Genomic DNA, 24,144 nt, shown 5'->3' with positions numbered 1-24,144 from the left:
GTCAGGCACTCCTTGCAATGGAATGGGCAATGACGGACCTGGCGATATCCAGGGCGTCGGAAAGGTTCATCATGCGGCGCTGCGCATATGGCAGTTTCAGCGGGAAATCCGTGCGGGCATGGGCGCCGCGCGACTCCAACCTCAAACTCGCGAAGACCGCGATCAGCAACGCCACCAGCGCGGGATCTGTCGCCGGTCCTTCACTCTCGCAAAGCGGTAGAAGCGCGGCGATCGCGCCATGAATGGCGCCGGCATTGCGCAGGACACCTAGATGCCGCGACACGATCGGCCGCACGAGCGTCAGATCCGGCGCGAAAGTCTCGGGAAAATGCTGCGGCATTCCTGTGCGGCTTGCATTCGTGCCGGCAATATCGCGAGCAGCCCGCATGCCCATGACCGCGGCTTCCAGCAGGGAGTTGCTGGCGAGACGATTGGCGCCGTGTAGACCGGTCGATGCCGCCTCGCCCGCGACCCATAGGCCGGGAACGGAGCTGCGGCCATTCTCGTCGGTTGCAACGCCGCCCATATGATAGTGGACGGCCGGGCGCACCGGAATTGGGTCGTTCGCCGGATCGACGCCCGCCTCGCGGCAAAGGGCCTCGATCACCGGAAAGCGTGTGGCGAAGCGATTGCCGAGGACATCCCGTGCATCGAGGAACACTTTGCCGCCGCGAGCGATTTCCGCGCTGATGGCACGCGCGACGACATCGCGCGGCGCAAGTTCGGCACCTTCAACGCCGGCCATGAAACGTTCGCCGCTTTCGTTGACGAGAAGCGCACCCTCACCACGAACCGCCTCGCTGACCAAGGCCAACGGACGCCTGCGGCTATCGAGCGCCGTCGGATGGAATTGCACGAATTCCATGTCGGCGAGTTGCGCGCCAGCACGTGCCGCAAGGGCAATGCCTTGTCCGAAATTGCCGACAGGATTGGTGGTGGCATCGAACAAGCCGCCGATGCCGCCCGTTGCAAGGACGATGCGCGACGAAGGCAAAACGACGCTGCCCCTATCGGTCAGGCACAGTAGGCCGGCAACCCGATCGCCGGCCAGCAACAGCCGCTGCGCCTGATAGCCTTCAAGCACGGTGATCGACGGCGTACGGACAACCGCCTCAGCAAGTGCGCGAACGATAGCCGCACCGGAGCCATCGCCCTTCGAATGCACGATACGCCGCATCGAATGCGCGGCTTCCAGACCCAGGGACAATTCGCCTGTAGCATCGCGATCGAATTCAACGCCGGCGCGCTCCAGCGCGGCAATGGCAGCGGGTGCTTCGGCAACGATCCCCGCCGCTACCTTGGCGTCGCAGAGCCCATCGCCTGCGGCAAGCGTATCGGCAAGATGCAAGGCCGCGCTGTCGCCCTTACCGATGCTGGCGGCGATGCCGCCTTGTGCCCAGGCGCTCGACGTCTCCGCGCCGATCAGGGCGCGAGTAACGATCACGACAGGCTCGGGCGACAGCGTCAGCGCCGTCATCAGCCCGGCAAGACCACTGCCGACGATGACGATGCGGCCGCTTAACTCTTCGAGGATCTCGCTCATATCGCCAGCATCCTTTCAACGGCGCGGCGGGCGTCGGCGGCGATCGCGGGATCGACCGTCACCTCATGCCGCCCCTCTTCGAGAGCCTTCCGGATATTGCCGAGGGTAATGCGCTTCATGTGCGGGCAGAGATTGCAGGGCCGGACGAACTCCACATCGGGGTGATGTACGGCGACATTGTCGCTCATCGAACATTCGGTGAGCAGCACGACGCGCGACGGACGCTTCTTGCCGACGTAATCGGACATGACGGCAGTCGAGCCGGCAAAATCCGCCGCCTCGACGACGTCAGGCGGGCATTCCGGATGCGCAAGTACCGTTACACCCGGATAATTTTCACGCAGCTGCCGGATATCGTCCGCCGTGAAGAGCTCATGGACCTCGCAGTGGCCGTGCCAGGCGATGAGTTCGACATTCGTTTCACGCGCCACGTTGCGCGCCAGATATTCGTCCGGGAGCATCAGCACCTTCGGCACGCCCAGCGATTCCACCACCTGCCGGGCATTGCCCGAGGTGCAGCAGATATCGGAGGCAGCCTTCACGGCCGCCGACGTGTTGACATAGGTGACGACCGGAACGCCAGGATGGGCCTGCCGCAGCAGGGCAATATCCTCTGGCGTGATCGATTCCGCCAGCGAGCAGCCGGCTTCCAGATCCGGGATCAGAACCGTCTTTTCCGGGTTCAGCAGTTTGGCCGTCTCAGCCATGAAATGCACGCCGGCCAGCACGATGATATCGGCATCGACCTCCACGGCCTTGCGGGCAAGCGCGAGGCTGTCGCCGACGATATCGGCGACGCCATGGAAGATTTCCGGTGTCTGGTAGTTATGCGCGAGAATGACGGCATTGTGCCGTCGCTTCAATTCGAGGATCGCCTCGACATCATCCTGGAACGACAGCCATTCGGCTTTCGGGATAACACGGCTGACGCGATCATAGAGGGAGGATGCGGATATCGGAAGATTCATGACCGGCTCCTTATTATACTCATTTTGAGTATATTATGCGCAAATAGATATTCTCAAGCAGAGCATATGTCAATTGCGGGAGAGTGGTAATTTCGTTCCGGTAAATTCGCGTTCTTCGAGGACGGCGCGGCGGAAACGGAAGAGCTTGGCAGGGCGGCCGCCGGTCTCGCTTTCGGTGCCGCCGGTTTCCTCGACCAGCTCCTGCTGCTCGATCAGCCGGCGGAAATTCTGCTTATGCAGCGTCAAGCCGGCCAGCGCCTCGACGGTTTTCTGCAATTGCAGCAGCGTGAAGTTTTCGGGCATGAGCTCGAAGACGACGGGGCGATATTTGATCTTCGCCCTGAGGCGCGCCATGCCGGTCGCAAGGATGCGACGATGATCGGCAAACATCGATCGGCCGAAATTGTGCCTGAGGTCACAGCCCGCTTCGGCCACGAGACGTGCTTCGTAGAGCAATTCATAGCGCTGCAGGACGAGATCCTCGTTCCACGCAGCCCCATTCAGCCCGAAATCGAAATCGGCGCGACGGCGGCGCTGGCCCTTTCGCATCGCATCCTCCTCGATCCAGGACGCGAGGCGGGCGGCGATGTCGTCGAGCATTGCTGGCCGGCCGTTGCGATGGTCTTCCCACGGAAGATATTCGTACCAGCCGTGCCAGCCCGGCATGCCGCCGCCAGGCGCTGCCTGCTCGCGCACCAGCCCGAGATAGCTGATGGAAATGGTGCGTCCGCCGAGGATTTCATTGTTTCGATCGCGATCGGCAAAGGTATAGAGTTGCTCCAGATAGCCGACGGGATGCGCCGTCTGATCCTGAACCCATTCGCGCAATCCGCTCTGCAGCGTACGATGCCCAAGCTCGAACGGACCGGACGGCAGGGCATCGCCCGACCGCACCGTCATCACCCTTGGATCGCCGCCCGTAACAGCCGTCAGAACTGCGATCAGCTCGGCATGCGCAAGCCCGATGGTCAAGCGAACTCCATGATCTGTTTGCCCTTGACCCTTGTCGCATGAAGCACGGCGCAAGCCAATGCGGGCAAAGGCGTGCTCCACATCTCAAGCGCGGCTTGACAAGCTGGAATACCTCACGCGGGATTGGCGATCAGGATGGCATGAACATCAACGAACTTTGCGCATCCGCCAGGCGAGACGTCCCAAACCGATCGTCAAAAACAGCGATTTTGACGGCTACGACGGCAGCAGATCTCTTCCCGCTTCGGTGAGGACGACAAAGCCCTGTTCGCGCTCGACAAGACCAAGATCCATGGCATCCTCCCAGATGGTCAAGCGAGGACAACTCGTCCGCCAGGCATCCATGACTTCGTGATATGGCCGGGGTCCGGCTTTCAGGAAAACCAGGAGATCAATGACAAGTGTATTGGGCGCTTCCAACGTCACCTCCCTGAGTGGTGAATTGTAAATATACACCCTCAGGCCGTTGCTGTCATGTCGCGCTCGCCAACCTGCTGCGGCATATTGATGCCCCGCGCCTTGCGGCCAAACCGCCCGCTTCCGAAACCTAGCGGCTGACGTAATCCGGATGCTCTTCGCAGATGAGATCGACAATCGACAGGGTGCCGGACAGATGCTTCCGCAAGGCGGAAACGGCCGCCTCCGCATCGGCTGAGCGAACGGCATCAACGATCGACTGGTGATCTCCGACGATCTGCTCCAGCTTGCCCGGCATCGGCAGGTTCAGCATCCGTAGCCGATCGAGATGGACGCTCTGCCGGCGTACCGTCGACCACAGGCCGAGAATATCGGCCCGCTCGTAAAGCACCCGGTGAAAATCCTTGTCGAGCGAATCGAAGAGATCGTAGGTCTCCGGCGACATCACATGCTTCTGGCGGACGAGAACAGCCTCCAGAGCCGCCGCCGTTTCCTCCGCCGAATGCAGCGTCAGCCGGCGAACGGCTTCCAGCTCAATCGATAGCCGCAGAAAGTGCGCTTCGGTGGCGTTGCGGACATCAATGCGTGAAACCACGGTCGCATATTGCGGATAGACTTCGACCAGCCCCTCCTCCTCCAAGCGGATCAAGGCGTCCCGCACGGGGGTCTGGCTGACGTTGAATTCGTTTTGCAACGACATGCGCGACAGCACGGTCGTCGGCGGCAAGCCCATCGAAAGAATGCGCGACCTCAGGATTTCCAGGATCTGCGGCGCCACCTGGCGGGAGCGGTCCAGTGCAAATTCTCTCGGATTGCGCTTCACTGGCGGCCTTTCTTGTCGGAGCGTCGGCTCATTAAGCACAGTTTGTGACTTGATGCACTGATACATTAGTGCTTTAGTCCGCCCTTGCCAACTCCGCGTCGCCTGAGTTGGTGCACCCGGGGAGGAGTTGGGCAATCGGGAGCAAAAGCCCGAGAGGCAGCGCGGACGAAAACCCGCGCAACCGCGCTTATTTCGACCCAACGTGTGAAAACAAGGCTCGATGACTATGAACAGCAGGAAGAAGCCCTCGGACTTACGCAGCGCCAGATGGTTTGCGCCCGATGATCTCAGAAGCTCGGGGCATCGCTCCCGCACCATGCAGATGGGCTATGCGCCCGAGGAATGGGCGGACAAGCCTGTTATCGCCATCCTCAACACATGGTCGGATGCCAATCCCTGCCACGCCCATTTCAAGCATCGCGTCGACGACGTGAAGCGCGGCATCCTGCAGGCCGGCGGCTTCCCGCTGGAACTACCGGCCCTGTCGCTGTCGGAAAGCTATGTGAAGCCGACGACCATGCTCTATCGCAACATGCTGGCGATGGAAGCCGAAGAGCTCTTGCGTTCCCATCCGGTCGATGGCGCCGTGCTGATGGGCGGCTGTGACAAGACCACACCGGGCCTGGTCATGGGCGCGCTTTCGATGGGCCTGCCGATGATCTATCTGCCGGCCGGTCCGATGCTGCGCGGCAATTATCGCGGCGAATATCTGGGCTCTGGCTCCGACGCCTGGAAATTCTGGGACGAACGCCGCGCCGGTACCATTTCGGAGAAGGAATGGGTCGATGTCGAAGCCGGCATCGCCCGCTCTTACGGCCACTGTATGACCATGGGCACGGCGAGCACGATGACGGCCATCGCCGAGGCGCTCGGCTTGACCCTGCCCGGCGCCAGCTCCATCCCCGCGCCGGATGCCAATCACATCCGTATGTCATCGGCCGTCGGCCGGCGCATCGTGGAAATGGTGTGGGAAGATCTGGTTCCTTCGAAGATCGTCACGCAGGCCGCCGTCAACAATGCCGTCGCCGTCGCGATGGCGACGGGCTGTTCCACCAATGCCGTCGTGCATCTGATCGCGATGGCCAGACGCGCCGGTACGCAACTCTCGCTCGACGATCTCGACAAGGCGGGACGCACGACCCCGGTGCTCGCCAACATCAGGCCGACGGGAAAAACCTATCTGATGGAGGATTTCTATTATGCCGGCGGCCTCAGGGCCCTAATGTCCAAGCTTTCTTCCAAGCTCGATCTCTCCACGCTCACCGTCTCCGGCGTCACTCTCGGCGAAACGCTGGAAGGGGCGAAATGCTACAATGACGACGTCATCCGCTCGCTCGACAACCCGATCTATCACGAGGGCTCTTTGGCGGTGCTGAAGGGCAACCTTGCGCCGACCGGCGCCGTCATCAAGCCGGCCGCCTGCGATCCGCGTTTTCACAAGCATCAGGGACCAGCGCTGGTCTTCGACAGCTATCCGGAGATGAAGGCGGCTGTCGACAATGAAGATCTCGACATCTCGCCCGATCACGTCATGGTGCTGCGCGGTGCTGGCCCGCAGGGTGGGCCCGGCATGCCCGAATGGGGCATGCTGCCGATCCCGAAGGCACTGCTCAAGAAAGGCCACAGGGATATGCTCCGTCTCTCCGATGCCCGCATGAGCGGCACCAGCTATGGCGCCTGCATCCTGCATGTCTCGCCGGAATCGCATGTCGGCGGCCCGCTGGCGCTGCTGCGCAACGGCGACATCATTCGTCTCGATCTCGAGGCGCGGCGCATCGACATGCTGGTCGACGAGGACGAACTGCAGCGCCGTCGCGAGGCCTGGGTCAAGCCCGCTGAAAAATTCGGTCGTGGCTATGGCTGGATGTTCTCGCGCCACGTCGCGCAAGCCGACACCGGCTGCGACTTCGATTTCCTGGAAACCGGCTTCGGCCCGACGCCGGGCGAACCCGACATCTATTGATCGTAAAGGATATACCGCATGAGCAATTACGTGCTGAGCAATGAGACGCGCGACAAGCTGATGGGCGTGGCGACACCGACGATCGCCACCGCGCTTTTCCGGCGCGGCCTGCGCAACCAGTTCATCCAGGATGTGCGGCCACTCTCGCCGAAGAAGGCGAATATGGTCGGCCAGGCCTTTACACTCCGCTATATTCCGGCGCGCGAAGACCTGAACACGCTCGAAGTCTTCCGCAACCCGGAACATCCGCAGCGTGCCGCCGTCGAACAATGCCCACCCGGCTTCGTGCTGGTCATGGATAGCCGCAAGGACGCACGCGCCGCTTCGGCAGGCTCCATCCTCATCTCGCGGCTGCAGGTGCGCGGCGTTGCCGGCGTCGTCACCGATGGCGGTTTCCGCGACAGCCCGGAAATCGCCGCCCTCGATATCCCCTCCTATCACCACCGCCCGTCCGCCCCGACGAACCTGACGCTGCATCAGGCGATCGAAATCAACGGCCCGATCGGCTGCGGCGACGTTGCGGTTTTCCCCGGCGACGTTCTTGTCGGCGACAATGAGGGCGTCATCGTCATTCCGGCCCATCTTGCCGATGAAATCGCCAACGAGACCGTGGAAATGACGGCCTATGAGGATTTTGTCACCGAAGAGGTGATGAATGGCGCAACCATCATCGGGCTCTATCCGGCGACGAGCGATGCTCCGAAACAAAAGTTCGCCGAATGGCGGAAAAAGAAGGGCCGCTGATCCATTTTCAAGCGGGCGCAGCCGGAAGGCATCCAACCGGCTGCGCTCCTCGAACTACTCTTCCTTGACGAGCTTCAGCACGAGCTGCTGGAGGTTGCCGCCATCGCTGAATTCGACCTTGTCGAAATCACTGTTGCGCCGCCGCTCCTTGTTGGAAATTTCACCGAGCCGCTTCGTCAGCTCCACACGGATCTTGCTGCACTTCGGATCATTGGGCACGGTAAAGCCGACGCTCATGGCCTCGATTTCCTTGACCATATCCTTGATGTATCCGCCATGCACGCGCTCATGCGCCTCGACCCCGGCGATGAACGTCTGCCAGCTCTTGCGGGTCAAGGCCGGCAATTGCGCCGAAGGCTTCGGCAGGGTGTAGGTGATGATCAATTTCGGTATGTTGACGGTGATCTTGCAGGCACCGTCCGGCTGCGGCTCATATTTCCGCGTCCAGGTCAGCTTGAAATCGGTATGCGCAATCGCCCTGACCTTGGGGCCGAGCAGTGGGCCGCGTTCGCCGATCGAATCGTAGAGTTCGCGGCCGGAGGTTCCGGAAATCGCGTAGGTCTTGGTCGTTTCCACGGCCTGCCAGTCGGCATGAGCTGTCATCGGCAAAGAGGCAATTGCCATCGCCGCCGCAAGTGATCGAATATATGCTTTCACAAACTTCCCCTGCACACCCTAGTCAAGCGCGGCAAAGCTAGCGGTTGACCCCCGCCATTTCAATGAGCATCCAGCTTCAAAAGGTCGAAGCCGACTGCAATAGCTCTTCGGCGTCTTCTCGCTCCATGTCGAAGACCCTTTTGCCGATCGCAAAGCTGAAACCGCTGCGGGCGAAGGCGGATAATTCCTTCGCCTTGCGCTTGTCGTCGAGATCGCCACGTCGGAACGGCCCGAAGCCGCGTTTCCTGGCAAAGATGACGGCGGAATGGAGATCATCGACCTCGCCAACCGCCGCAACGACGGTCTCGCCGTCGATGCCTTTGGAGGCGAGCTTGAAGGCGATCGCTTTCTTCGACTTGCCGGAGCGGACCGCCGAGCGCGTGCTGATCTCGGCGAAGGTGACATCGTCGAGCACCTTCAGCTCATAAGCGAATTTGACCGCGAAATCCGCAAGCGCCTTGATCTGCGCCTCGCTGATATCCTCGAACTTCTGCTTCGCTTTCTTGGCGATCGCGTCGAACAGTTGCTTCTCCGTCATCATCCGGCGTTCGAGGCGATAGATCGTGGAGTTGCGTGCCCAGGAGAGCATGCGGCTGGTCGGCGGTTCATCCATGCAGGAAGGCATTCGGTGAAAGGAGAATCATAACGACAGGGACTTTAGCGCGACCCAAGCGACCCAGGCAACGAAGGTGATTTTCCATCCAAATTCGCTTGGTAATCATGGGATGATTGGTTATGCTTTCCATGCGGCCAAGGCGGTAAAACGCCGAGCGTCGAATCCCATCGACGGTGGAGGCCGTCTCAAGCACCACATTGCTATGGATCACGGAGCCTGCAGCTCGCCCGAGAGCTTTGCCGATCGGTCGCCAGCGCTCCGTTCAGAGGAGGCAGGAATGGATTATCGCAAGCTCGGCCCAAGCGGGGCCGTTGTCACGGCTTATTGCCTTGGCACCATGACCTTCGGCGCGGAAGCGAGTGAGGCCGCGTCACATAAGCTGCTGGACGATTATTTCGCGTGGGGCGGCAATTTCATCGATACCGCCGATGTCTACAGCGCCGGCAAGTCGGAAGAGATCATCGGCCGCTGGTTGAAGGCTCGCCCGACCGAGGCCCGCCAGGCCGTCGTCGCTACCAAGGGGCGTTTCCCGATGGGCAAGGGCCCGAACGATATCGGTCTTTCGCGTCGGCATCTGGGACAAGCCCTGGACGACTCGCTGCGCCGTCTCGGCCTCGAGCACATCGATCTCTATCAGATGCATGCCTGGGATGCCCTGACGCCGATCGAGGAAACGCTGCGCTTTCTCGATGATGCCGTGCGTGCCGGCAAGATCGGTTATTACGGCTTTTCCAACTATGTCGGCTGGCACATTGCCAAGGCGGCGGAAATCGCCAAGGCACGCGGCTATACGCGTCCCGTGACGCTGCAGCCGCAATATAATCTGCTCGCGCGCGATATCGAGCTTGAGATCGTCGATGCCTGCCTCGATGCCGGCATGGGCCTGCTGCCCTGGTCGCCGCTCGGTGGCGGCTGGCTGACCGGCAAATATAAGCGCGACGAGACGCCGAGCGGCGCGACAAGGCTCGGCGAAAACCCCAACCGCGGCAGCGAAGCCTATGCCGCGCGCAATGCTCAGGAGCGGACCTGGGCGATCATCGAAACCGTGGAGGAGATCGCTAAGGCGCGTGGCGTCAGCATGGCGCAGGTCGCGCTTGCCTGGACGGCCGCTCGTCCGGCCGTGACCTCGGTCATCCTCGGCGCCCGCACATCCGAGCAACTTGCCGACAATTTGGGTGCTGCCGAACTGAAACTGACCGATGCGGAGACGGACAAGCTGAACCAGATCAGCGCACCGCAGCCTGCTGCCTATCCTTATGGAGAAAGCGGACGGAACCAGCGCCACCGCAAGATCGAGGGTGGCCGCTAAAATGCATTCGGCGGCGGAGCAGTTTTGCTTCGCCGCCGTCGTCTCGATCATCTATGGCGTCAAACCAGCGGCGGATTCAGTCTGGCGAAACCTTCTTGGCGCCGATACGGAAAATAGGGATAGGGCGCCGTCAGCTCGCTGACCTTGTCCAGCCTCTCGATCTGCTCTTTCGAAAGCACCCAGCCGACCGCACCGAGATTTTGCCGCAACTGCTCTTCATTGCGCGCACCGATGATGACGCTTGCAACGGTCGGCCGGTTCACCAGCCAGTTGATCGCGATCTGCGGCACACTCTTACCCGTCTCGCCCGCAATTTCATCCAGCACGTCGACGATATCGAACAGCTTCTCGTCGTCGACTGGCGGCCCGAAAGTCGCCGTCTCGTGCAGCCGGCTCGTCTGCGGCAATGGCTGGCCGCGGCGGATCTTGCCCGTCAGCCTGCCCCATGCCAGCGGGCTCCAGACCAGTGCGCCGACGTTCTGATCGCTGGCCAAAGGCATCAGCTCCCATTCGTAATCGCGGCCGGCGAGCGAATAATAGACCTGATGGGCGACGTGGCGCACATAGGAATGCTTCTGCGATGCGGCGAGCGATTTCATCAGCTCCCAGCCGGAGAAATTGGAGGCACCGATGTAACGGATCTTTCCCGCCTTCACGAGACTATCCAGCGTGGAGAGCGTCTCCTCGACCGGCGTCGACGCATCGAAGGCGTGCAACTGCAGCAGGTCGATGTAATCGGTGCCGAGACGGCGCAGCGCAGCGTCCACCGATTTGATCAGCCGCGAACGGGAACTCCCCCAATCGGCCGGTCCATCGCCCATGGGCAGAGCAGTCTTGGTCGAGATCAACACGGCATCCCGTCTGCCCCGGATCGCCTCACCGAGCACTTCCTCCGAGGCACCGGCCGAGTAGACATCGGCAGTGTCGAAGAGATTGACGCCCGCCTCCAGGCAGATATCGACCAGACGCCGCGCCTCCGCCGCATCCGTCGAGCCCCAGGCGCTGAAGAGAGGGCCGCTGCCGGCAAAGGTTCCAGCACCGAAACTGAGGACCGGAACGCGCAAGCCGGAAGCACCGAGATTTCTGTATTCCATCGTCTATCTCCTGTTGGTTCTTCAGATAGATAGACGCTTGCACAAACGTGATATAGATTGCCGAAGAGAAACAGATATGTGATTTCAATTCATCATGAGCCGTCAAGACATCAATCGCTCCGGAGAAATGGAAGTCTTCGTGCGCGCCGTGGAACTCGGTGGTTTCACCGCCGCCGCCAAAGCCTGCCGCATGACGCCGTCAGCTGTCAGCAAGCTCATCACGAGATTGGAAAAACGCCTCGGCGCGCGCCTCATCCATCGCTCGACCAGGCGGCTGCAGCTGACGCCGGAGGGCTGCGCCTTCTTCGAACGCAGCGTTGCGATCCTTGCCGATATCGCCGAGGCCGAGCGTCATGCCTCGGCGGGGGAGCAGGTTGCCGGACATATCCGCATCAACACCAGCGGCTCTTTTGGCAATCATGTGCTGGCTCCGCTCATTCCAGCCTTCATGGCCCTGCACCCCAATGTCTCGCTGGAGATCTTCCATACCGATCTTGTCGTCGACTTGATGGAAGAGCGTACCGATGTGGCGATCCGGGCCGGACCGCTGAAGAGTTCTAGTCTCACCGCCCGCAAGCTTGGAACGACACGAAACGTCATCGTCGCCTCGCCGGACTATCTGGGGCGACACGGCACGCCGCGCTCTCCCGCCGAGCTGGCAAAACATTGTCGCATCGGCTTTGCCTATTCCCGCTCGGTCGAAGGCTGGCCCTTGCGCATCGATGGCGAGGTCGCAACCGTCCCCGGCTCCCGCAGGCTGCAGGTGAGCGACGGCGAGGCGATGCGTCATCTTGTGCTTGGCGGCGCAGGTCTGGCGCGCCTCAGTGCCTTCACCGTCAAATCGGATATCGAGGCGGGTCGCCTGCGACAGGTGCTGGAGGAGTTCAATCCGGGCGACATCGAAGAATTCCATGCCGTCTACATCGGTCAGGGCGGCCCGCTGCCGGCCCGCGTACGCGCCTTGCTGGAATTCCTGCGCGAAAACGTTCACCTTTAAAAGACGATGCGGCCCTGAGGCCGCATCGCATCAATTGAATTTTCAGTGCGCCGCCGATCAGGCGGATGGCTGGCGGGTCTTGCGCAGATAGGGCAATACCGTGTCGAACGAGCCGAAGCGGGTGATGGCGTCTTCGTTGGAAACTGCAGCGGTGATGATGACATCTTCACCCTGCTGCCAGTTTGCAGGCGTCGCCACCTGATGCTTTGCAGTCAGCTGAATCGAATCGATCGCGCGCAGGATCTCGCCGAAGTTGCGGCCCGTCGTCATCGGATAGGTGAGGACCAGCTTGATCTTCTTGTCCGGACCGATGACGAAGACGGAACGAACCGTAGCATTGTCGGCAGGCGTGCGGCCTTCCGAACTTTCACCAGCAGCTGCCGGCAGCATGTCGTAAAGTTTCGCGACCTTCAGATCCTTGTCGCCGATCAGCGGATAATCGACGTCGAAGCCGGTTGCCGTCTTGATGTCATTCTTCCAGCGGCCATGGCTTTCGACAGGATCGACCGAGATACCGATGATCTTGACGCCGCGCTTGCGGAATTCGCCTTCGAGACCAGCCATCGCACCGAGCTCCGTCGTGCAGACCGGCGTGAAATTCTTCGGGTGCGAGAAGAGCACAGCCCAGCCGTCGCCGATCCAATCGTGGAACTGAACTTCACCCTGCGTCGTCTCCGCCTTAAAATCCGGAGCGATATCGTTGATGCGCAAACTCATTGTCTTACCTCCAAAAAATCTCCTCCCGTTGCGCGCTGGGATGGGCGGCTGAGGAGCGGGATCAAAAAATCCGCCGCACAATGGCGTCGAATGTCCGATATGAAAAGCCCTTCTTTTAAATCGACGCGGCGATTGCAGTCGAAAACGCCTGCGGCCTGCGATGTCTGCTGCGTGCCTTCAACATTTCGAGAAAGCCGTAACCGCTCGGCCAGCGCCCGAAGCCGCTCGCTATATTGATATGCCCGGCAAGGCCGATGTTGCGGACATCGGAATTCCAGAGCCGCCCGAACATGGAGAGCCTATCGAGGCTCATATAGATGTCGTTCAGACTTCCGACCGTCATGCTGGGGAAAGGCAGAGCTTCCGTCGGCATCGTGCCGAAGGAAACATGTCCCGCATGCAAGGCTTCGGTTGTCGGAATATCGCATGGCGCAACGAGCAGCGCCCCTTTGACCCTGCGCGCGGCCGGCCGTCCGGCCAATCTCGCCGTCAGCAAGCAGCCGAGGCTGTGTGCGACGATATAGGCTTCGCCCGCCTCTTCCAGCGCGACTTCCAGCTTGTCCATCCAACTGCCGATGCTGGGAAAATCCCAGTCGTCCTGCTCGACGAGCCGAACGTCCGGATGATCCTGCAGCCAATAGCGCTGCCAATGCCCCTCGCCCGAGCCGAAAAGGCCAGGCACGATCAGTATTCTGGTCATGAAAGCCTCACAAGGAAAAGCGGTTGAATGCACCGCGCGGATGGTACATCAAGGATAAATCCGGTTAGTACCAGGGCGCCGGCGCCGTGCACCAGTAAAACATCTCATAGTCGCGCGCCGAGAGTTCCCTTTCGGCAGACCCTGCCCGGTCGACGGACTGGGTGGCCGTCTTTTCGCGCTGCGACGAGCGCCGGGCCAAAACCGTCTTCAGGCGGCTGATGACATTCCACTTCATGTAATCCTCCATTCTGTTGACAAATCCAAGGTAAAGAGCTGAAAACGCTTGTCATTCTGCCGCAGCGAGCACCGTCACCGAATGCGGAAAGAAAGCTGCGAGCTCGCCGACGACCTCGTTGATCCGATGGGAGAGCGGTTCCGACGAAACCTTGTAATCGGTAAAATCGCGATCCGACGCGTAAACGGCGGTCGGCAAGGTATGCGCCATGAAGAAACCGAAGAGCGGCCGCAGCTGATGTTCCACCATCAGGGCATGCCTGTCCCCGCCGCCGGTCGCGGTGATGATGATCGGCTTGGCGCGCAGCTCGTGCGGATCGATGAGGTCAATCAGGTGCTTGAACAGCCCGGGATAGGAACCCTTGAAGGTCGGAGAGCCGACGATCAGCACATCCGCTGAGACGATCTCGTCTATCACGCCCTTCGCCTGCTCATCGAGATCCTTGCGCGACTGGGCTGCACCGAGCGAGACGCCGACATCGTGCAGATCATAGACCTTGTTTGCAAAGCCATATCGTTGGCTTGCCAGATCGGCGACGGTCCGGACCAGTGAGTAAGTCTTCGATGGCCTGTTGAAGCTGCCGGCAATGCCAACAAGTTTGGGCGCACTCATTCTCATCCCTTCCGACGATCGTATGCGTTTTCGATAATCCGAATATTGTCCATAAAAATAGTGGATTAAAAGAAACAGCGATCTCTCAAGGCACTGGAAATGGAAAATCTCTTTCTACGCTGCGACAGGCGGATGGAGGGGAGTAGACAGGGCGAGCTCAAGGATAGCAATCGCAGGAAGGTCCCTCGATTGCAGCAGCGCATCCGTCTTGTCGGTAGTCACACGTGCACCTGCCGCAGCCGTTATCGTGCGGCAGGCGAATATTGTCCGTGACCGTGCGCCACGGCAGCAATCTCGTATCCTCTTATGGTCCAGCAAGCCCGCGGTCTATGCCGGCAGGCATGCCGGCCCGATCGGCTCAAAGGACTTGTAGGTGAGGATAAATTCCTGATGTCCTAGACTTTCCGACTTCGTCGGCTTGCCGCCGACAACGTCCCGCAGCAGGGTGACGATTTCCTGGCCGACTTCGTCAAGGCTCGCTCGTCCCTCCAGAATACGGCCGGCATCGACATCCATATCTTCCTCAAGCCGGCGGAAGGTGTCTGGATTGGCGCAGATCTTGATGACCGGCGAGATTGCGGAGCCCGAGACCGAGCCGCGGCCGGTGACAAAGAATACCATGTGACAGCCGGAGGCGATCATCTCGACTATTTCGGCATTGTCGGAAATATTCGGAAAGCCGAACCGTACCTCGCCATCGGGCACCACATCCATCAGGTAAAGACCACCGCGCGGCGGAATGTCGCCGGGCTTGATCAGGCCGGAGATCGGCGACGCACCCGACTTGGCATAGGCGCCCATCGACTTCTCCTCGATCGTCGTCAGCCCGCCATCGGCATTGCCGGGCGCAAAGCTGCCATAGCCGAGGGTCGCATAGTAGCGTGCGGCCTTGGCGACTGACGCGCGAAGCTCGTCGGCGAGTTCCGGTGTAACCGCCCGATCGGCCATGATCTCCTCGCAGCCGATGAGTTCTCCGGTTTCCTCGAAGATACAGGTCGCTCCGGCCGCCACCAGAGCATCGAAAGCCCTGCCCGCCGCCGGATTGCCGGTAATGCCGCTTGTTCCGTCGGACCCACCGCAGACCGTGCCAACGATCAGTTCGCTGATATCCATCGGCACCCGCTCATCGAGTGCCAGCTTTTCAAGCTGCTCATCGACCCAGGCACGACCGGCCGCAATCGTGCTGCGCGTGCCGCCATCATTCTGGATCGTCAGCGTCTTCACCGGTCTGCCGCTCTCCTCGATGACCTTGGATAGCGAGTATTTGTTGAAGCTTTCGCAGCCGAGCGACAGAAGCAGAACCGCGCCGATATTCGGATGCGTACAGAGCCGCTCCATCATCCTTTGGGCATAGGCATTGGGAAAACAGCCGGGGAAGCCGATGAGATGGACCTCCTGCCCATCGAAAGCCGAGATGATCTGACGTCCGACATGATGAGCACATTCCACCAGATAGGCGACTGCGACGATATTGCGAATGCCCTTGCGGCCATCGGGCCGCAGATAGCCTTGCAGGGTCATTTCTTGGCAACCTCCTGAATGTCGAAGAAGTGGCTCGGCGTGTAGTCGCTCTTGACGTTGTGGACGTGGACATGATCGCCGGGTGTGATCGGCGCGACGGCGGAGCCGATCGGCGCGCCGTATTTGTAGACCTTGTCACCCTGCGCGATGTCACGCCGCGCGATCTTGTGACCGCGCGGAATGGTCCTTGCGAGCGTGATCTCCCGCCCTCCGACGTAAATCCGCTCCCCTCCGGCAATGTCTTCTCGACAGACGAGAACATTGTCCTTTTCCGCAAGCAGCAGCAGCCGTGGATCATCGGCATGCGATAGCGGTACGCCAGAACCCATGATGTCACATCACTCCAAACGTCGCGAAGGCTTCGACCGTGCTCATGCCATTGCGGATTGCCTCGGCCACCTTGTTTTCGGTACGCACCTTTTCCAGAGCGAGCGAGATGGCTTCCTTCTCGACGGCCTTTGGGATGACGAGAACGCCTTCGCGGTCGCCATAAAGGAGATCGCCGGGCTCGATGCGGATACCTTCGATTTCGATCGAGGTATTGTAGTCGATGACCTTACCGCGAGGCCCCTGATCCTGTGCGTAGATCCCGCGGGAGAAAGCCGGGAAGCCGAGCCGCTCGATTTCGTCGGCATCACGCACATAACCGTCGAGGATGGCGCCCGCCGCCTTCAGATGTATGGCCCGCGTCGACATCAGACCGCCCCAGAGAGCGTAGCGCAGCGACGAGCCCGTGGCGATATAGACGTCGCCCGGCTTCAGTGAATCCAGCGCTTCGAACATGATGCCGAACGGCTTTTCCGCCAGCGGGCCGAAGGAACCCTTTCCGTCCGAAAAGACGTCGGCCTCAAGCACCGGCATGGCGCGGCCGGCGATTTTCATATCGTCCCGCAACGGCTTGATGCCGGCCGGCAGGAACTGCCGGCGATGGCCGAGCGTGTCGAGAATGTCGCCGACAACAGCGGTAAAGAGTTCCGTTTTCAAGATGCGGAACAGATCGGCGTCGGTTGCGTGGTTCACTGTGGTATTCATGGGAATCCTCCCCCAATTGCAATTCTAAAAGCCGACGACGGCGCCGCCGTCGACGATAATGGTCTGGCCGGTGATGTAGCCGGCGGCCGGCGATGCGAGGAAAGCGCAGGTCCAGCCGATTTCCTCGGCTGAGCCGAGACGGTTCATCTGGATGCGGCCCATGATCTTGGCGCGGCGGGCCGGGTCGTTGGCCGTTGCCTTCTGAAACAGGTCGGTATCGATCCAGCCGGGCGCCACGGCGTTGACGCGGATGCCCCGACCGGCGAACTCGGCCGAGAGCCCGCGCACGGCGCCCGTCAGTGCCGTTTTCGCCGTCGTGTAGCCCATCACCAGCGGCTGGCCGATGAAGGATGTCATGGATGCGGTAAAGAGCACGCAGCCGCGTCCCCTGGCGATCTGGCCCGGCAGAAATTGACGGGTCAGCTCCAGCGCTCCGCGGACATGAACGTCCATGACTTCGTCAAAATCGGCAATGTCGGACTCCTCGAACGGCTTCTTCACTGTATTCCCGGCATTGTTGACGACGATATCGATCTGGCCGTGCGCCTCCTCAACCCCGGCAGCGAAGCTCTTGATGGAGGCAAGATCGCGCAGGTCGAGCGGTGCCGTTTTCGCCAGAGGACCGATTGCCGTGGCCGCTTCATCGAGGAGATCCGCCCTCCGGCCCGAAAGCACCACTTCGGCACCGGAGGCTGCAAGGCAGCGCGCGATCGCAAGGCCCAGGCCGCTGCCACCGCCGGTCACCAGCGCGCGTTGCCCGTCCAGCCGGAATGCGCCACGCCAGTCTGGAAGTACGGCTGAAGTTTCTGTGTGTGTTTGTGTGTTCATCTCTCGACAATGACCTTCAAAACGTCGCGGTTCTTGTCCCAATAGGGCAAGGCGCTTTCGGCTTCGGCAAAGGGTATGGTTTTGGAAATAAGCGAGGCGGCGCGGTCGCCTATCGTTTCGAGATAATCGATCACCGCGTCGAAATCGGACCTGGTCGCGTTGCGCGAGCCCATGATATCGAGCTCCTTCAAGTTGAACATCTGGGTCTGATAGGTCACGGGAGCCTTGGCGTAGCCGACATAGACGACGCGGCCGCAAAAGCCGGCGAGATCAATCGCCTGACGAAACGTCTCCGGAAGACCGACCGCCTCGAAAGCGACATCGACGCCCTGATCATCGGTCAATTCAACGATGCGCGCGCCGACATCTTCCGTACCGGCATTGATGGCATGACGCGCGCCGAACCGTTGCGCCAGCGCCGTCTTTTCCGGACTGAGATCTACGGCAATCACTTCGGCCCCGCGCGCAACCGCGCCGATCACCACGCCCATGCCGATCATCCCGCAACCCAGCACGACGATACGGTCGCTCAACGACACCCGCCCGCGCGCCACGGCGTGGAAGCCCACGGACAACGGCTCGACCAAAGCAAGAAAGCGAGGATCAAGCGTGTCATTCAGGATGAGCTTTTCCGCAGGAAGAACGATTTCTTCGGCAAGACCGCCGTCCTGCTGGACGCCAAGCGTCCGATTGTAACGGCAGGCATTCACCCGTCCCTTGCGGCAGGAAGAGCAAGTGCCGCAACTCGTGTAGGGAAGAACGATCACTCGTCGTCCCTGTTGATAGGCGGACGGAACGTCAGAGCCGGTCTCGATGATCTCGCCGCCGATTTCGTGGCCGGGAATGCGCGGCAATTCCACGAGCGGGTTCAGACCTCGAAACGTGTTGAGATCACTCCCGCAAATGCCGACATGGCGAACGGCAACGCGGACATCGCCGTCCCCGAGCTTTGGGCGAGCGACATCGGTGAAACGGCTGACGCCTTCACTTTCGATCAACAGGGCTTTCACGTGACGATACCTTTTCCGGATTTGGGGGGAGCGAACCGGACGCTTGCGCCCGGTTCGCTGGAAACAGATCAGTTCAGAGTGGCGATGTCGGCCGGCAGGTCGACGCCGTTATATTTCTTGTAGATCTCGTTGAGTTTGCCATTGGCGAGGTTCTCGTCGACGAACTTGTCGAGGCGTTGCTTCAGCGCCGCCTCGCCCTTGCGGATGCCGATGGCATAGGGGAATACCTTGAGCACCATCTTCACCTCGAATTTCGAAGCGGGATTGCGCTCGTTCGCCGCCTTCATGATTTGCGGCGACGTCGCCATGACATCGACCTGACCGCTGACGAGCGCCGTGACCAGAGTTGCGTCGTCATCGTAACGCACGATTTCCGCGCCATCGTTGACCTTGGTGACTTCCTTGTCGTTGACACTGCCGCGCGTCGTGCCGATGCGCTTACCCTTGAGATCAGCCATGGTCTTGACGGCCTGGCCGGCGGGCGCTGCGATGACCGACTGGATCACGCCATAGGGCTTGGAATAATCGATAACTCTCTTGCGCTCGTCGGTAATGCTGAGCGACGCGATCACCATATCCGCCTTGCCTGTCTGCAGGTAGGGGATGCGGTTCGGGCTGGTGACCTGGACAACGTCGAGCGGCTGACCTAGCTGCTCGGCGAGAAGCTTGGCGACTTCGACATCGGAGCCGTAGGGCTGCATGTTCGCATCGATCATGCCGAATGGCGGCGAGCCGAGATCAAGGGCGATGAGCACCTTTTTCCGAGCCTGAATATCCGCAAGCGCATCCGCCTGCGCATGGCTGGCACACATGCCCAGGATCGCAACTGCGGTGGCTGCTAGAATGTGACGACGCTTCATGGTTCTCCTCCGGTTTGTTTTTGATTGAGTTTCGCTGGCCATGGTTCTCAGAGCCCGTTGCCGACGAAACTGCGCAGTTCCTCGGTCTGCGGGGCATCGAGCAAGGCCGCCGGGCCATGTTCCCAAACCCTGCCGAGATGCATATAAAGGATGTGGCTCGCGACTTTCCGGGCGAAAGCCATCTCATGGGTGACGAGGATCATCGTCATGCCGCCACGGGCGAGGTTTTCGATGACCTTCAGCACTTCGCCGGTCAATTGGGGATCAAGCGCCGATGTCACCTCATCGAACAGCATGACCTGCGGCTGCATGGCCAATGACCGTGCGATCGCAGCGCGCTGCTGCTGGCCGCCGGACAGTTGCTCCGGATAGAAAGAGGCTTTCTCCGCAAGCCCCACGCGTCCGAGACAGTCGAGCGATATATCCCGTGCTTCCGCCTTGCTCAGTTTCTTGACACAGTTCAGCGCCAGCGACGCATTCTCCAGAACAGTCAGATGCGGGAAAAGATTGTAGCTCTGGAAAACAATGCCGACGTCGCGCCGAAGCGCGCGTTTGTCCAGGTCGGACGAATGGATCTTATGGCCGCAAACCTCGATTTCGCCACCCTGAATGGTTTCCAGCGCATCGATGCACCGCAGAGCGGTCGACTTGCCCGAGCCGGACTGGCCGATGATGGCAACCACTTCGCCAGGCTCGACCGAGAAGGAGACACCGTTCAGGACCTGCAGCGCGCCAAAGCTCTTGCGGACATCGGATAATCTAACGATTGGAGACATTCAGTTTCCTTTCCAACTTCCGGCTGGCGAGCGTGAGCGGGAAGCAGATGACGAAGTAGATTGCGGCGACCACCATGAAGATGCTGAAGGGCTGGAAGGTCGAGTTGTTGATCAGCTTACCGGCCTGCGCGAGTTCGACGAAGCCGATCGCCGATGCGAGCGAGGTGTTCTTGATCACCTGGACGAGAAAGCCGACCGTGGGTGGCGTCGCGATACGCAGCGACTGGGGTAGGATGACCCGCGTCATGCGCTGCCAGCGCGAAAGGCCAAGACATTCGGCGGCCTCCCATTGTGTCTTGGCAATCGACCGGATAGCTCCGCGCCAGATGTCGGCAAGGAAGGCCGAGGTGTAGAGCGTAATCGCCACGCCGGCCGACAGCAGCGCCGGAAGATTGTTGAACCCGGCAATGCTGAGCCCGAAATAGACGATGAAAAGCAGGACCAGGAGAGGCGTTCCCTGGATCAGTTGCACATAGGCGGTCGCCGTCCAGCGGATGATCCGGCTCGGCGAGATGCGCGCCAGGGCGACAACGAAACCGACCAGGCCGCCGCCGATGAAGCCGAGTGCCGACAAAGCCAGCGTCCAAAGCGCGGCTTCGAGCAGGAAGATGAACTGTGTCAGGCCGAAAGTGGGCATGGGGTTCTCCTCACAAGGCCGTGCCGAGCTTGCGCTGGCGCTTGAAGACCACGAAGCCGATCCCGAGAAGCGTCCATCGCATGAGGAAGGACAGCGCTAGATAGAGCGCGCCGACGACGATGTAGGTCTCGAAGGACAGGAAGGTGTCGGACTGGATGCGATTGGCGACCGCCGTCAGTTCCTCCGCCGAAATCTGCGATGTGATCGACGACGCGAGCATCAGCAGCACGAACTGGCTGACGAGCGCGGGATAGACCCGTTCGACCGCCGGCTGCAGAATGACATGCCAATAGGTTTGCGCGGGCGAGAGCCCGAGACATTCAGCCGCCTCGATCTGCGCCTTCGGAACGGCCTCGATGCCGGCCCGCATGATCTCGCAGACATAGGCACCGATATTGACGACGAGCGCGACGATCGCAGCAACATTGGCCGGAATGCGCAAACCGAGCGTGGCAATGCCGAAATAGATGATGAATAGCTGCACCAGCAGCGGCGTGTTGCGAATGACGTCCACATAGGCGCCGACGACCGCTTTCAGCATTGCCGAGCCGCCGGTCCGCGCGACGGCGCAGAGTGTGCCTAGCACAAACCCTGCAATGGTTGCGGCTACGGAAAGCTGGATCGTCAGCCAGACGCCTCCCGCAAACTGATCCCAATAGGGAAGCAGTCCCTCGAAATCAAAATTGTAGCTCATGCGGCGCCGTCTTCCCGACAGCAGCAATGAACAACGAAATGTGCTGGTCTCATTCCCGAGCTATCCTCCCTAGCTTGAGGCGAAATCTACACGGTTGAGACGATCGATTTAAAGTGGTATTTTATGTTTAAAAAACCGGCAGAGATTAAACCGAGATGCGTTCCGAAAACCTCTTCAAGCGTCAGTTCAACGAGTTCCTGCGCCACGTGCAATCGGTCGGTCACGGACACGCTCTCGGTTCGGAACGCGAGATCGGCCGAATTCTCGGGACCAGCAGGACGACGGTACGCAAGTGTCTGGCAGCGGCGACGGAGAGCGGGCTTCTTTCCAAGGACAGGATCGTCCGGCGCCCGGCCGAACCATCCGAGCTCTATACGGAAGCCGAGACCATCCCGCCGACATTGATGGTCGAGCGTGCCTTCCTGACTTGGATACTCCAATCCGACAGCGGGCCGGGTCAGGCGATCAATGCGCTTCAACTGGCTCGGCAATTGGGCGTATCGACGACGACGATCCGGGAGTTTCTCCAGAGCTTCCGGCATTTTGGCCTGATGGAGCGCGAAGCCGGCGGCAAATGGGTCTTTCGCGGCATGACGCTCGAATTCGCCAATGAGCTTTCCGATATCCGCGAAATTTTCGAGATGCGATCCGTCATGCGCTTTGCGGAACTCGATGACGGCGATCCGAGCTGGAACGAGCTACGAAGGCTGCGGAGCGAGCATCTCGAGCTGCTGGAGACGATCGAAACAGACTATCATCGCTTCTCGCTTCTGGACGAGCAGTTGCATCGCCTGATCAACAGCGCTTCCAGCAATCGCTTCGTCACCGAGTTCTACCACGTCATCTCGCTGATCTTCTTCTACCATTATCAATGGAACAAGAAGGACGAGCGCAGCCGTAACGAAGCGGCGGTGTACCAGCATCTGGCCTATATCGATGCGATCATGTCGAAGGATCAAGGGAAAATTGCCCAGACTTGCACGGCGCATCTCAGCGAGGCTCGCCGGACATTGCTCGCAAGCATCGACCGGGAAACGCCGAACGAAAATTCGAACGCGATGCAGTAACGCGGCAAAGCCGCCGATCAACATCGGCACCGATACCCTATTGCAGGGTCTGCTTAGAGTCCGCGTCGATTCTTGCGTCATAGGGATCGACGATGGAGAGCGCGCGGTTGAGAGCTTCGGCAAACCCATTGAGCGAGATGGTGTAATTCACATCCAGACCCGTGTCGTCCGCAGCCAAGGCCACGGAGAGGCTCCGCCGCCGTCGCAGGCCAGCAATCATGGCTGCGTCGAGGCTCAGTTCCACAAGGCAACCGCGCGAAACGGCGGCGCCAGGCCGACGCGCCGGACGCAACGCAACGTCATCATCGCGAAGCAACCCGCGGCCCCGCAGGTGCAGCCCAAATGGCAGAGCCAGCATCCCCTTCAGATTTCCGCCTTTGGGGGTGAGCTCGATCGAAAGCACGGGTGCGTTCGTTTGCAGATCGTACAGCGTGTACGAGATCGCGTAACTCGACCGAGTGCGATCCACTGCCCCCTGATTGACGATGGTAAGTATCCAGTCGCCGTAGCGCTCTTGCAATGCGCCTGAGCCGGCGGCAGCGATGGTGGTCCGGTCGATCATCAAGATCTTCCGCCCGGTCGATTTGCCGATATGGGCCGGCGCCCATCGGTACCCTTCATAAGATTGAATGACGCTCTTGCGTTCATATTTGCTCCCCCCCTGCTTTGCGTATCGCCCTGATGTTGCGGGGCCCGGTCACACTCCCAGCTTTCAAATAGCTGGGCCTCCGCAAACTCATAGCGCTAGTTTTACTCCCACACACCTCCAATTGGTGTAGTTTCAAAAACTATTCTTAGCGCCACATTCAGCACTAATAAAGGATATTTATTACACCATGAACAATTATCTGTAAGCGATACATGAATCTGGCGAATATGAAATATATCTGTTGATAGTGAATGATAAATATTACTTTGATTTCCTTGCCGCTAAAGACAGTCTTCGCAGAAGAATAAATATGAATTACTCCACCCTGCAAGACTTCTCGGACGTTGGCGAAGGCAATGCGAAAGCTGAATCGCACGGGCCGACGCCGCGACCTCACTCAGAGAGCCGAGGCGATCCGGTGGACCGGCACTGTTCCATCTTGCATTGCGAGTTGAATTTTGCCCCGACACGCGGCGAAGTTTGCCGTAGGCTCGCAGAACCAAGCGACGATCATGCCGCGCGCAATAAGTCCGAGCCCACCGACTTTGCCCGCGCGATCCTGAGACCCCTCGACAGATGATCTGCACCCTTGGCGGCAATATGCGCTATCCGAGGTCCAGGGTTTCGGCCGCTATGAGAGCTAGCTGCCACCATCAAGAATAGCTGTGGCAGAGTGCGAAAATGGCATTCAGGAGACGTTGAT

General features: G+C 60.2%; 26 protein-coding genes. 5 read left to right on the top strand and 21 right to left on the bottom strand.

Features of this window, described 5'->3' with window-relative positions; all coding sequences use genetic code 11:
* Position 1: 1 nt before the first annotated feature.
* The 4 genes from BJ928_RS23615 to BJ928_RS23595 form a co-directional block, all read right to left on the bottom strand.
* Positions 2–1,543 (bottom strand): L-aspartate oxidase, encoded by a 1,542-nt coding sequence (locus BJ928_RS23615; RefSeq protein WP_047632586.1) that lies wholly within the window; start codon positions 1,541–1,543, stop codon positions 2–4.
* A complete protein-coding gene (gene nadA, locus BJ928_RS23610; RefSeq protein ID WP_047632584.1) occupies positions 1,540–2,511 on the bottom strand; it encodes a quinolinate synthase NadA in 972 nt (323 codons plus the stop codon). Before nadA ends, BJ928_RS23615 begins: the two co-directional genes overlap by 4 nt.
* A 69-nt stretch (positions 2,512–2,580) precedes the next feature.
* Positions 2,581–3,483, bottom strand: a complete 903-nt coding sequence (locus BJ928_RS23605) for a membrane protein (RefSeq protein WP_047632582.1) — start codon at positions 3,481–3,483, stop codon at positions 2,581–2,583.
* A 547-nt stretch (positions 3,484–4,030) separates the two neighbouring features.
* Positions 4,031–4,723 carry a GntR family transcriptional regulator gene (locus BJ928_RS23595; RefSeq protein WP_047632580.1) on the bottom strand — a complete coding sequence of 231 codons (693 nt, stop codon included), beginning with the start codon at positions 4,721–4,723 and terminating at the stop codon, positions 4,031–4,033.
* 226 nt (positions 4,724–4,949) lie between these two features.
* On the opposite strand from BJ928_RS23595, the gene araD reads away from it, so the two are divergent.
* Positions 4,950–6,686 carry an L-arabinonate dehydratase gene (gene araD, locus BJ928_RS23590; RefSeq protein WP_047632578.1) on the top strand — a complete coding sequence of 579 codons (1,737 nt, stop codon included), beginning with the start codon at positions 4,950–4,952 and terminating at the stop codon, positions 6,684–6,686.
* Between the two features lie 18 nt (positions 6,687–6,704).
* Positions 6,705–7,430, top strand: coding sequence for a ribonuclease activity regulator RraA (locus BJ928_RS23585; RefSeq protein WP_047632577.1), 726 nt, complete (start codon positions 6,705–6,707; stop codon positions 7,428–7,430).
* 54 nt (positions 7,431–7,484) lie between these two features.
* Here BJ928_RS23585 and BJ928_RS23580 read toward each other — a convergent pair whose 3' ends face one another.
* Both BJ928_RS23580 and recX read right to left on the bottom strand, forming a co-directional pair.
* Positions 7,485–8,054, bottom strand: coding sequence for a DUF922 domain-containing protein (locus tag BJ928_RS23580; protein WP_047632576.1), 570 nt, complete (start codon positions 8,052–8,054; stop codon positions 7,485–7,487).
* Between the two features lie 109 nt (positions 8,055–8,163).
* Complete coding sequence (recX, locus tag BJ928_RS23575) at positions 8,164–8,700, bottom strand: recombination regulator RecX (protein WP_047632574.1); 537 nt, start codon at positions 8,698–8,700, stop codon at positions 8,164–8,166.
* A gap of 280 nt (positions 8,701–8,980) precedes the next feature.
* On the opposite strand from recX, the gene BJ928_RS23570 reads away from it, so the two are divergent.
* Positions 8,981–10,012, top strand: coding sequence for an aldo/keto reductase (locus BJ928_RS23570; protein ID WP_047632572.1), 1,032 nt, complete (start codon positions 8,981–8,983; stop codon positions 10,010–10,012).
* Between the two features lie 59 nt (positions 10,013–10,071).
* Here the strand turns inward: BJ928_RS23570 and BJ928_RS23565 are convergent, their stop codons facing one another.
* The gene (locus BJ928_RS23565; protein WP_047632571.1) at positions 10,072–11,106 is read right to left on the bottom strand and encodes an aldo/keto reductase; all 1,035 of its coding nucleotides are present in this window, start codon (positions 11,104–11,106) and stop codon (positions 10,072–10,074) included.
* 94 nt (positions 11,107–11,200) lie between these two features.
* Between BJ928_RS23565 and BJ928_RS23560 the strand changes: the two genes are divergently transcribed.
* Entirely contained in the window at positions 11,201–12,103 is a 903-nt protein-coding gene (locus BJ928_RS23560) for a LysR family transcriptional regulator (protein ID WP_047632570.1), read from the top strand.
* A gap of 57 nt (positions 12,104–12,160) precedes the next feature.
* Here the strand turns inward: BJ928_RS23560 and BJ928_RS23555 are convergent, their stop codons facing one another.
* The 13 genes from BJ928_RS23555 to BJ928_RS23500 form a co-directional block, all read right to left on the bottom strand.
* A complete protein-coding gene (locus tag BJ928_RS23555) occupies positions 12,161–12,820 on the bottom strand; it encodes a peroxiredoxin (RefSeq protein WP_047632569.1) in 660 nt (219 codons plus the stop codon).
* A gap of 115 nt (positions 12,821–12,935) precedes the next feature.
* A complete protein-coding gene (locus BJ928_RS23550) occupies positions 12,936–13,520 on the bottom strand; it encodes an alpha/beta hydrolase (protein WP_047632568.1) in 585 nt (194 codons plus the stop codon).
* Between the two features lie 64 nt (positions 13,521–13,584).
* Complete coding sequence (locus BJ928_RS38885) at positions 13,585–13,755, bottom strand: hypothetical protein (RefSeq protein WP_156151446.1); 171 nt, start codon at positions 13,753–13,755, stop codon at positions 13,585–13,587.
* Between the two features lie 51 nt (positions 13,756–13,806).
* Complete coding sequence (gene msuE / locus BJ928_RS23545; RefSeq protein WP_047632565.1) at positions 13,807–14,367, bottom strand: FMN reductase; 561 nt, start codon at positions 14,365–14,367, stop codon at positions 13,807–13,809.
* A gap of 327 nt (positions 14,368–14,694) precedes the next feature.
* Positions 14,695–15,888: a UxaA family hydrolase gene (locus BJ928_RS23540; protein ID WP_047632563.1), complete on the bottom strand. Its 1,194-nt coding sequence runs from the start codon at positions 15,886–15,888 to the stop codon at positions 14,695–14,697.
* Positions 15,885–16,217: a UxaA family hydrolase gene (locus tag BJ928_RS23535; protein ID WP_047632562.1), complete on the bottom strand. Its 333-nt coding sequence runs from the start codon at positions 16,215–16,217 to the stop codon at positions 15,885–15,887. Before BJ928_RS23535 ends, BJ928_RS23540 begins: the two co-directional genes overlap by 4 nt.
* Before the next feature lie 4 nt (positions 16,218–16,221).
* Entirely contained in the window at positions 16,222–16,920 is a 699-nt protein-coding gene (locus BJ928_RS23530; RefSeq protein ID WP_047632561.1) for an RraA family protein, read from the bottom strand.
* A 24-nt stretch (positions 16,921–16,944) separates the two neighbouring features.
* Complete coding sequence (locus tag BJ928_RS23525) at positions 16,945–17,748, bottom strand: SDR family oxidoreductase (RefSeq protein ID WP_052227751.1); 804 nt, start codon at positions 17,746–17,748, stop codon at positions 16,945–16,947.
* Entirely contained in the window at positions 17,745–18,758 is a 1,014-nt protein-coding gene (locus tag BJ928_RS23520; protein WP_047632560.1) for a zinc-binding alcohol dehydrogenase family protein, read from the bottom strand. Before BJ928_RS23520 ends, BJ928_RS23525 begins: the two co-directional genes overlap by 4 nt.
* 68 nt (positions 18,759–18,826) lie before the next feature.
* Entirely contained in the window at positions 18,827–19,618 is a 792-nt protein-coding gene (locus tag BJ928_RS23515; RefSeq protein WP_047632559.1) for a transporter substrate-binding domain-containing protein, read from the bottom strand.
* A gap of 47 nt (positions 19,619–19,665) precedes the next feature.
* Positions 19,666–20,394 carry an amino acid ABC transporter ATP-binding protein gene (locus BJ928_RS23510; RefSeq protein WP_047632558.1) on the bottom strand — a complete coding sequence of 243 codons (729 nt, stop codon included), beginning with the start codon at positions 20,392–20,394 and terminating at the stop codon, positions 19,666–19,668.
* The gene (locus tag BJ928_RS23505; RefSeq protein WP_047632556.1) at positions 20,378–21,031 is read right to left on the bottom strand and encodes an amino acid ABC transporter permease; all 654 of its coding nucleotides are present in this window, start codon (positions 21,029–21,031) and stop codon (positions 20,378–20,380) included. Before BJ928_RS23505 ends, BJ928_RS23510 begins: the two co-directional genes overlap by 17 nt.
* 10 nt (positions 21,032–21,041) lie before the next feature.
* Entirely contained in the window at positions 21,042–21,725 is a 684-nt protein-coding gene (locus tag BJ928_RS23500; RefSeq protein ID WP_047632554.1) for an amino acid ABC transporter permease, read from the bottom strand.
* A gap of 155 nt (positions 21,726–21,880) precedes the next feature.
* On the opposite strand from BJ928_RS23500, the gene BJ928_RS23495 reads away from it, so the two are divergent.
* Positions 21,881–22,792: a GntR family transcriptional regulator gene (locus BJ928_RS23495; protein ID WP_047632551.1), complete on the top strand. Its 912-nt coding sequence runs from the start codon at positions 21,881–21,883 to the stop codon at positions 22,790–22,792.
* A gap of 37 nt (positions 22,793–22,829) precedes the next feature.
* On the opposite strand, the gene BJ928_RS23490 is transcribed toward BJ928_RS23495, so the two are convergent.
* Positions 22,830–23,354, bottom strand: coding sequence for an invasion associated locus B family protein (locus BJ928_RS23490; RefSeq protein WP_047632549.1), 525 nt, complete (start codon positions 23,352–23,354; stop codon positions 22,830–22,832).
* Positions 23,355–24,144 lie beyond the last annotated feature (790 nt).

Source organism: Rhizobium sp. WW_1, assembly GCF_003610155.1.
Taxonomy (GTDB): domain Bacteria; phylum Pseudomonadota; class Alphaproteobacteria; order Rhizobiales; family Rhizobiaceae; genus Rhizobium; species Rhizobium tropici_A.
Note: the sequence above shows the minus strand (reverse complement) of the source record. Positions and strands in the feature narration are given on the sequence as shown.

Bases quoted from the DNA above. Each gene is read 5' to 3' on its own strand.
- BJ928_RS23510 (WP_047632558.1), bottom strand. From the start codon at position 20,394: ATGTCTCCAATCGTTAGATTATCCGATGTCCGCAAGAGCTTTGGCGCG.
- nadA (WP_047632584.1), bottom strand. From the start codon at position 2,511: ATGAATCTTCCGATATCCGCATCCTCCCTCTATGATCGCGTCAGCCGT.
- BJ928_RS23565 (WP_047632571.1), bottom strand. From the start codon at position 11,106: ATGGAATACAGAAATCTCGGTGCTTCCGGCTTGCGCGTTCCGGTCCTC.
- BJ928_RS23540 (WP_047632563.1), bottom strand. From the start codon at position 15,888: ATGACCCTGCAAGGCTATCTGCGGCCCGATGGCCGCAAGGGCATTCGC.
- BJ928_RS23505 (WP_047632556.1), bottom strand. From the start codon at position 21,031: ATGCCCACTTTCGGCCTGACACAGTTCATCTTCCTGCTCGAAGCCGCG.
- BJ928_RS23580 (WP_047632576.1), bottom strand. From the start codon at position 8,054: ATGGCAATTGCCTCTTTGCCGATGACAGCTCATGCCGACTGGCAGGCC.
- BJ928_RS23555 (WP_047632569.1), bottom strand. From the start codon at position 12,820: ATGAGTTTGCGCATCAACGATATCGCTCCGGATTTTAAGGCGGAGACG.
- recX (WP_047632574.1), bottom strand. From the start codon at position 8,700: ATGGATGAACCGCCGACCAGCCGCATGCTCTCCTGGGCACGCAACTCC.
- BJ928_RS23615 (WP_047632586.1), bottom strand. From the start codon at position 1,543: ATGAGCGAGATCCTCGAAGAGTTAAGCGGCCGCATCGTCATCGTCGGC.
- BJ928_RS23500 (WP_047632554.1), bottom strand. From the start codon at position 21,725: ATGAGCTACAATTTTGATTTCGAGGGACTGCTTCCCTATTGGGATCAG.
- BJ928_RS23530 (WP_047632561.1), bottom strand. From the start codon at position 16,920: ATGAATACCACAGTGAACCACGCAACCGACGCCGATCTGTTCCGCATC.
- msuE (WP_047632565.1), bottom strand. From the start codon at position 14,367: ATGAGTGCGCCCAAACTTGTTGGCATTGCCGGCAGCTTCAACAGGCCA.
- BJ928_RS38885 (WP_156151446.1), bottom strand. From the start codon at position 13,755: ATGAAGTGGAATGTCATCAGCCGCCTGAAGACGGTTTTGGCCCGGCGC.
- BJ928_RS23490 (WP_047632549.1), bottom strand. From the start codon at position 23,354: ATGATCGACCGGACCACCATCGCTGCCGCCGGCTCAGGCGCATTGCAA.
- araD (WP_047632578.1), top strand. From the start codon at position 4,950: ATGAACAGCAGGAAGAAGCCCTCGGACTTACGCAGCGCCAGATGGTTT.
- BJ928_RS23535 (WP_047632562.1), bottom strand. From the start codon at position 16,217: ATGGGTTCTGGCGTACCGCTATCGCATGCCGATGATCCACGGCTGCTG.
- BJ928_RS23515 (WP_047632559.1), bottom strand. From the start codon at position 19,618: ATGAAGCGTCGTCACATTCTAGCAGCCACCGCAGTTGCGATCCTGGGC.
- BJ928_RS23495 (WP_047632551.1), top strand. From the start codon at position 21,881: ATGCGTTCCGAAAACCTCTTCAAGCGTCAGTTCAACGAGTTCCTGCGC.
- BJ928_RS23570 (WP_047632572.1), top strand. From the start codon at position 8,981: ATGGATTATCGCAAGCTCGGCCCAAGCGGGGCCGTTGTCACGGCTTAT.
- BJ928_RS23585 (WP_047632577.1), top strand. From the start codon at position 6,705: ATGAGCAATTACGTGCTGAGCAATGAGACGCGCGACAAGCTGATGGGC.
- BJ928_RS23550 (WP_047632568.1), bottom strand. From the start codon at position 13,520: ATGACCAGAATACTGATCGTGCCTGGCCTTTTCGGCTCGGGCGAGGGG.
- BJ928_RS23525 (WP_052227751.1), bottom strand. From the start codon at position 17,748: ATGAACACACAAACACACACAGAAACTTCAGCCGTACTTCCAGACTGG.
- BJ928_RS23560 (WP_047632570.1), top strand. From the start codon at position 11,201: ATGAGCCGTCAAGACATCAATCGCTCCGGAGAAATGGAAGTCTTCGTG.